Source organism: Paenibacillus sp. USDA918EY (genome assembly GCF_009870825.1).
In the GTDB taxonomy this organism is placed as follows: domain Bacteria; phylum Bacillota; class Bacilli; order Paenibacillales; family Paenibacillaceae; genus Paenibacillus_AQ; species Paenibacillus_AQ albilobatus.
Genome location: NZ_WTWY01000089.1, coordinates 1 through 205, shown reverse-complemented (window position 1 = coordinate 205; position 205 = coordinate 1). Strand labels below are relative to the sequence as shown.

The following is a 205-nucleotide window of genomic DNA, read 5'->3' as shown; positions in this document are numbered from 1 at the left end:
CTCCCTAACCGCTCCCCTTAACCTTCCAGCACCGGGCAGGCGTCAGCCCGTATACTTCGCCTTACGGCTTCGCACAGACCTGTGTTTTTGCTAAACAGTCGCTTGGGCCTTTTCACTGCGGCCCCCTCGTGCTATTCACACTACCGGGGCACCCCTTCTCCCGAAGTTACGGGGTCATTTTGCCGAGTTCCTTAACGAGAGTTCT

The 205-nt window shown here is 57.1% G+C and carries 1 rRNA gene; it reads right to left on the bottom strand.

Going from position 1 to position 205, the window contains the following annotated elements:
* A 23S ribosomal RNA gene (locus tag GQY55_RS30910) occupies positions 1–205 on the bottom strand; the annotation flags it as partial.